Consider the following 299-nt stretch of genomic DNA (forward strand, 5'->3'; position numbering starts at 1 on the left):
CGGCGACTCTGACCGAATCTGCTTCCCCAGCCCCGGTACCCTGAGCATTGAGCCGTGGCAGAAGCGCCCGACCGCTCAGTTGCTGGTGACCATGCACGAACTCGAAGGCCAGCCGTTCTTTGCCGACCCGCGAGAAGTGTTGGCCAATATCGGGCGCAAGTTCGATGACCTGGGCCTGACCATCTGCGCAGCCTTCGAACTCGAGTTTTATCTGATCGACCAGGACAACGTGAACGGTCGTCCGCAATCGCCACGTTCGCCGGTAGCGGGCAAACGTCCGGTGTCGACTCAGGTGTATC

1 pseudogene is annotated in these 299 nt (G+C 60.9%); it reads left to right on the forward strand.

Features of this window, described 5'->3' with window-relative positions:
- A pseudogene (locus tag BK660_RS30085) lies at positions 1-299 on the forward strand (glutamine synthetase); the annotation flags it as partial.

The sequence above is a fragment of the Pseudomonas brassicacearum genome (genome assembly GCF_003732265.1).
Lineage (GTDB): Bacteria > Pseudomonadota > Gammaproteobacteria > Pseudomonadales > Pseudomonadaceae > Aquipseudomonas > Aquipseudomonas brassicacearum_D.